The organism is Pseudomonas sp. RW10S2, assembly GCF_014268985.1.
Lineage (GTDB): Bacteria > Pseudomonadota > Gammaproteobacteria > Pseudomonadales > Pseudomonadaceae > Aquipseudomonas > Aquipseudomonas wayambapalatensis.
Genome location: NZ_JABWRO010000188.1, coordinates 1 through 5,977 on the forward strand (window position 1 = coordinate 1; position 5,977 = coordinate 5,977).

Genomic DNA, 5,977 nt, shown 5'->3' on the forward strand with positions numbered 1-5,977 from the left:
ACCGAACCCCGCCCGGGGGGCGGGTTTTTTCTTCTCGACTCCTGGGCATCTGCAAACCCCCAGGAGTCATCGATGAGCAATCTGAGCGTCAGCCCCCGTTCCCCCGTCACGCCCCAGCAACTGCTGTCGGAGCAGGTGCGGCGCATTCTTGCAGCGCCCGTGTACGACCTGGCCATCGAAACCCCGCTGCAGGCGGCCCCGGCGCTGTCGAGCAGCCTCGGCAACCAGGTATTGCTCAAGCGCGAAGACCTGCAGCCGACCTTCTCGTTCAAGATCCGCGGTGCCTATACCCGGCTGTCGCGCCTGTCCCAGGTCCAGCGCGAGCGTGGCGTGATCACCGCTTCCGCCGGCAACCATGCCCAGGGCGTGGCGCTGGCCGCAGCGCACCTGGGCATGACGGCGACCATCGTCATGCCCACCACCACCCCTGAACTGAAGATCGCGGGTGTGCGCTCGCGCGGCGGCAACGTGGTGCTGCATGGCGAAAGCTTCCCCCATGCCTTGGCCCATGCGCTGCAACTGGCCGACCGCCAGGGAGCGACCTTCGTCCCGCCGTTCGACGATCCGGACGTGATCGCCGGGCAGGGCACCGTGGCCATGGAGATCCTGCGCCAACACCCGGGCGCCCTGGATGCGATCTTCGTCCCGGTCGGTGGCGGTGGCCTGATCGCGGGTATCGCGGCCTACGTGAAGTACCTGCGTCCGCAGGTCAAGGTGATTGGTGTCGAGCCCGAGGATTCCAACTGCCTGCAGGCCGCCCTGGCCGCTGGCGAGCGAGTGGTACTGGCGCAGGTCGGCACCTTTGCCGACGGTGTGGCGGTGGCCCAGGTCGGTGCCCATTGCTTCGAGTTGTGCCGGCATTTCGTCGATGAAGTGATCACCGTCAGCAGCGATGAGTTGTGCGCAGCGATCAAGGATATCTACGACGATACCCGCTCGATCACCGAACCTTCCGGTGCGCTGGCCGTGGCCGGGATCAAGAAGTACGTGGCGCGTGATGGCGTTCGTGGGCAGACCCTGGTCGCCATCGACTCCGGGGCCAACATCAATTTCGACCGCCTGCGCCATGTGGCCGAGCGTGCCGAGCTCGGCGAGCAGCGTGAGGCGGTGATCGCGGTCACCATCCCCGAGCGGCCGGGGAGTTTTCGCGCGTTCTGCCAGGCCCTGGGCAAGCGCCAGGTAACCGAGTTCAACTACCGCTACCACCGGGGCAAGGAAGCCCGGCTGTTCGTCGGCGTGCAGACCCATCCACAGCACGACCCGCGCGAGGGCCTGCTGGACAGCTTGCGTGCACAGGGCTACGAGGTACTCGACCTGACCGACAACGAACTGGCCAAGCTGCATGTGCGCCACACCGTCGGCGGCCATGCAGCGCCAGGCGCCGACGAGCGGGTGCTGCGTTTCGAGTTTCCTGAGCGCCCAGGCGCGTTGCTGGGCTTTCTCGAGCGTCTGGGCCAGAACTGGAACATCAGCCTGTTCCACTACCGCAACCATGGCGCTGCCGAGGCCCGGGTGTTCGCTGCGCTGGAGGTGCCGGCCGACGAACAGGCCCTCATGCCACAGACGCTGCAGGCCATGGGCTATCGCTACTGGGATGAGGCGGACAATCCGGCGTATCGGCTGTTTCTGGGCTGAGCGAGTGCCGCTGATCGCGGATTGCCTGCGATGTCGACCGTTCAGTCACGGCGGCTTGTCCTGGATCAACATGCGTGTGGCCGTTCGGGCAGATCCTCGAAGGTAGACAGACAACAACCTGAGAGGATCTCGGCCATGAGCAGCACCTTCTTCATTCCACCCGTCAACATCATGGGCCTCGATTGCCTGGACGAAGCCATGGCGGCGATTGCCGGCTACGGCTTGCGCAAGGCGTTGATCGTGACTGACGAAGGCCTGTCCAGGGCCGGGGTCGCCCAGCGCATCGCCGGGTTGCTGGCCGAGCGCGACATCGACTCGACGATCTTCGACGGTGCCAAGCCCAATCCGAGCATTGCCAACGTCGAGGCGGGCCTGGCGCTGTTGCAGCGCGAACGCTGCGATTGCGTGATCTCGCTCGGTGGTGGCTCGCCCCATGACTGCGCCAAGGGTATCGCCCTGTGCGCCACCAACGGCGGGCATATTCGCGACTATGAAGGCGTGGACCGTTCGGCCAAGCCGCAACTGCCGCTGATCGCCATCAACACCACGGCCGGCACGGCCAGCGAGATGACCCGTTTCTGCATCATCACCGACGAATCGCGCCACGTGAAAATGGCCATCGTCGACCGTAATGTCACGCCGATCCTGTCGGTCAACGACCCGGCACTGATGGTCGGCATGCCAAAGGGCCTGACCGCCGCCACCGGCATGGACGCGCTGACCCACGCCATCGAGGCCTATGTCTCCACGGCCGCCAACCCGATCACCGACGCCTGTGCACTCAAGGCCATCACCTTGATCAACGACAACCTGCGCCAGGCGGTCGCCAATGGCCAGGACTTGCAAGCCCGGGAGAACATGGCGTACGCCCAGTTCCTCGCCGGCATGGCCTTCAACAATGCCTCGCTGGGTTATGTGCATGCCATGGCGCATCAGCTCGGTGGCTACTACGACCTGCCGCACGGGGTCTGCAACGCGGTGTTGTTGCCGCATGTGCAGCGCTTCAATGCCCAGGTCAGCGCCGCGCGCCTGCGCGATGTGGCCAAGGCCATGGGTGTGAAGGTGTGCGGGCTGACGGCAGAGCAGGGCGCGGGAGCGGCGATCTCGGCGATCGAGCATCTGGCCGTGGCGGTAGGGATCCCGGCGGGCCTGGCAGAGCTGGGGGCCAAGCGTGAGGATGTGCCGGTATTGGCGGCCAATGCGTTGAAGGACGCCTGCGGGCTGACCAACCCGCGTAGTGCCAGTCAGGCCGAGATCGAGGCGATTTTCGAGGCGGCGTTCTGACGCGAGACTTTTGGCAAAGCACTGTTGCGCGGTCTGGCAGGAGTGCTTTGCCATCTGTGGTTATTGAGTTTGTTGACGAAGACCTTGCTCATCAGGATTGTAGTGAGCCACAAGCCCGCGGGTTGTCGAATAGGAAAGACTGACGACAGGTAAATACTGGCCGTACTTTTGGTAGTAACGCTGTTGGTCATGGTTGGCTTTATTCAGCGCATCCATATTCCCCGCCTGGTAAAAGAATGCCAGCAGGGGCAGTGTTGCTGAATTGATGTTGTGCCACGGCTCCAGAATCAGCTCGTTCCATTCATTCCATTGCCCTTCCCTGGCGAGCAATGAACGTGCACGAATACTCTGGTAGAAACGATCGGCAGAGGTAGTAATACCCGCGCTTACATTCCAGCCACAAATACGGTTGGTCTTGCCCATCTGATCGTAATGACGCTTCCAATCTTCTGCAGTGTTGATGCCTTGCTCATTGCAGGGTTTGCTTGCCGGATAACCGGCGTACTCAGAGCAGGCTGGCATCCTGTTATCGGTCGCTGCATCACGGGGGAACGTACATTTCACGTGAATTTGCGCCTTCCCTGCAGGTCGTTCCATGACCGGATAGAATATGAAGCCGTTGCGGAACTTAAACGTGCTGTAAATAGGGGAATCCTGTCGAAGCCAGGATGCCGAAACACCTTGCCTGGAAATCGAGCGGGGACTTGGCTCCCATGGATCGAAGGACTGGTAACTCTGAGTCGCGCGTATCAATACACCACTGCAAAGAAAGGCAGGGCGTTGCGATGACCCACAATCGATTCGGCTATCTCGAAACCACCGATCAATTTTTTGCAGTGCATTTTCCGCGTTCGTGTCCAGCACCTTCAAAGTCTCTTGGGTTATTGACGGGCTGGAAGAGCGTGTGGGCATGGGTGGGGAAAGTTCAGGAGTTTTCGCGCAGGCAGCAATCATGACGGCAAGGGTAAACGGAAGAAAAGTTCTCATGGCGGCGTTTCTCTAAGCGCTGGATGAAACCGCACTATAGATCCATGATAATAGCCAGGGTACTGGCATTTTTATCAGTTGCTGGAAAGGTTCGGGTAGTTTCAAGCGTTCGGCAGGGGAGCGTTTTTTATAGGTGTTATTGGCTGTTTCTGTAAGCGTTAAGCTCATACAGGGCCCTTGCTCGTCCCTTATCGCCCTGTAGACCCTCGGCTCTGCAGGAAAAGTTCTGTAGGCGTGGCGGTGCCTCCCTCAACGAAGGATGCCTCTTCTTCTTGTACAAAACCTAACGCTCACGCATGAAGAACCCCGCCACATACTTGCGAAAGGTTTCCGGGCTCTTGAAGTCTGCGTAGCGTTTGAAATTATCCGTATCGGGCTCCGGCCCGAGCGGTTTTTCCAGCAGTGACACCGACAGCACGCGGTCCTGGTCGGAGGTCAGCACCAGCTCGTCCATCACCTCGCCACCGATCACCGGGCGGCGCATCAGCACTTTCACCCCCTTGCTCGCCATCCAGTCGATCAGCGAGACCAAGGCTTTCAGCGGCTCGCGTTCCTCGTCGCGGTATACCGGGAACAAGTGCACACGTGACAGGACCGGTACGCTGGCGACATGGATCAGTTCGTAGTAATGACTACCGGCAGTGGTGGGCGAGTACAGCGCCAGGGCCAACAGCGGGCCGCCGGTCTTGCTGCCGCCCCAGAGCAGGTGATGGCCCTGGAAGTCGAAGCCGTCCTCGCTGCGGGCGTTGAACAGCTTGCGGCCCTTGATCTGCTCGACGCAGTCCAGCAACAGGCCGTGGCGACGGTGGTTGCCGAATACGGTGGATTCACGCAGGCGCGCCTTGAGCATCATCATGTGCTTCATGTCCAGGCGCGTTTCCAGATAGTTGCTGGCCGGAACTCGCTCGAGCAGCGGATAGCGGCCAGCGACACCGCGCAGTTCGGCGAACTGTGCGGTGAGGTCTTTTTTCAGGTGCGTGGCATAGACGTTCAGGCCGCTGGCCTCGATCCAGGTCAGCAACAGTGACAGCAGCCGCTGTTGCTCACGGCGCTCCGCGGTTTCACCGCCTGCTCCATTACCTGCGCTGGCGCGACGGAAGTCGCCGAGCAGACGCAGCGGCGTGTCGGGTGGCAGCCAGGCTGCAGGCGGCGGCACATCCTCGCTGCGCTCGATGGCTTCGCGCTCGTCCTTGGTGAAGGGGCAGCCGGGGGCATGCTCGGGGGTGTCGGGGTTGTTGCGCAGGAACAAGGTGCCGGTGTTGCCGTTGAGGCTGACATTGAGCACCGGCAGGGCATCCTTGCGGCAGTCGCAGGCCAGCCATTGGTTGGCGCTGCGTACCTTCATCAGCCACTGGTTGGCTTGCAGCAAGCGTGGGCCAACCAGCGTGGCACTGGCAAAACCGACCAGCAGTTCTTCTTCGGCCGGTGTGAGGGTGCGCACCTGCGCGCCGTTCTTTTCGATGATTCGCATTCAATAGCAGCTCCGAGCTACAAGCCTCAAGCTTCAAGCAAAGCCGCGGCGCTTTCAACTTCAAGCGCACGGCCTGCGACTCGTCGCCCGTTCAGTTGCCGCCGAACAGCTTGGCCGCGCGGGCGCGGATCTCTTCGGGGCTCAGGTCTTCCTTGTGGGTGGACACGAACCAGAGGTTGCCGAACGGGTCTTTCAAGGTACCGCTGCGATCGCCGTAGAACTGGTCCTGTACCTCTCGCAGTGGCGTGGCGCCGGCAGCGACGGCCTGGGCATAGACCTTGTCGCAGTCCTCGACATACAGGTGCAAGCCGATGGCCGCCCCTGGCAGCGACTGGCTGGCGGTGAGGCCACCGTCCATGTCGCAGGGATCGGCGAGCATCAGCGAGGAGTCGCCGATTTTCAGCTCGGCATGACCGACGCGGCCGTCGGGACCGTCGAGGCGAAACATCTCGACGGCGCCGAAGGCTTGTTTATAGAAGGCAATGGCCTTGGCGGCATCCTTGATACCCAGATAGGGCGTGATGCTGTGCTGGCCTTCGGGGATGGGTTTGGCTGGCATTGCGGATACCTCCGTTGGAAGGTGGTCATTCGTTGCAAAAA

General features: G+C 61.8%; 5 protein-coding genes. 2 read left to right on the plus strand and 3 right to left on the minus strand.

The window, feature by feature from the left end:
* Positions 1 to 72 precede the first annotated feature (72 nt).
* Positions 73 to 1,635: a threonine ammonia-lyase, biosynthetic gene (gene ilvA / locus HU729_RS24620; RefSeq protein WP_186711830.1), complete on the plus strand. Its 1,563-nt coding sequence runs from the start codon at positions 73 to 75 to the stop codon at positions 1,633 to 1,635.
* Positions 1,636 to 1,770: 135 nt separating this feature from the next.
* Complete coding sequence (gene yiaY, locus HU729_RS24625) at positions 1,771 to 2,919, plus strand: L-threonine dehydrogenase (RefSeq protein ID WP_186711831.1); 1,149 nt, start codon at positions 1,771 to 1,773, stop codon at positions 2,917 to 2,919.
* Between the two features lie 60 nt (positions 2,920 to 2,979).
* On the opposite strand, the gene HU729_RS24630 is transcribed toward yiaY, so the two are convergent.
* The 3 genes from HU729_RS24630 to HU729_RS24640 form a co-directional block, all read right to left on the minus strand.
* On the minus strand, positions 2,980 to 3,906 hold the full coding sequence (locus tag HU729_RS24630; protein ID WP_186711832.1) for a hypothetical protein: 927 nt from the start codon (positions 3,904 to 3,906) through the stop codon (positions 2,980 to 2,982).
* 283 nt (positions 3,907 to 4,189) lie between these two features.
* Positions 4,190 to 5,377, minus strand: a complete 1,188-nt coding sequence (locus HU729_RS24635) for a hypothetical protein (RefSeq protein WP_186711833.1) — start codon at positions 5,375 to 5,377, stop codon at positions 4,190 to 4,192.
* A 91-nt stretch (positions 5,378 to 5,468) separates the two neighbouring features.
* Complete coding sequence (locus HU729_RS24640) at positions 5,469 to 5,936, minus strand: VOC family protein (protein ID WP_186665343.1); 468 nt, start codon at positions 5,934 to 5,936, stop codon at positions 5,469 to 5,471.
* Between the last annotated feature and the right edge of the window lie 41 nt (positions 5,937 to 5,977).

Coding starts and splice junctions, on each gene's coding strand:
- ilvA (WP_186711830.1), top strand. CDS start 73: ATGAGCAATCTGAGCGTCAGCCCCCGTTCCCCCGTCACGCCCCAGCAA.
- yiaY (WP_186711831.1), top strand. CDS start 1,771: ATGAGCAGCACCTTCTTCATTCCACCCGTCAACATCATGGGCCTCGAT.
- HU729_RS24630 (WP_186711832.1), bottom strand. CDS start 3,906: ATGAGAACTTTTCTTCCGTTTACCCTTGCCGTCATGATTGCTGCCTGC.
- HU729_RS24635 (WP_186711833.1), bottom strand. CDS start 5,377: ATGCGAATCATCGAAAAGAACGGCGCGCAGGTGCGCACCCTCACACCG.
- HU729_RS24640 (WP_186665343.1), bottom strand. CDS start 5,936: ATGCCAGCCAAACCCATCCCCGAAGGCCAGCACAGCATCACGCCCTAT.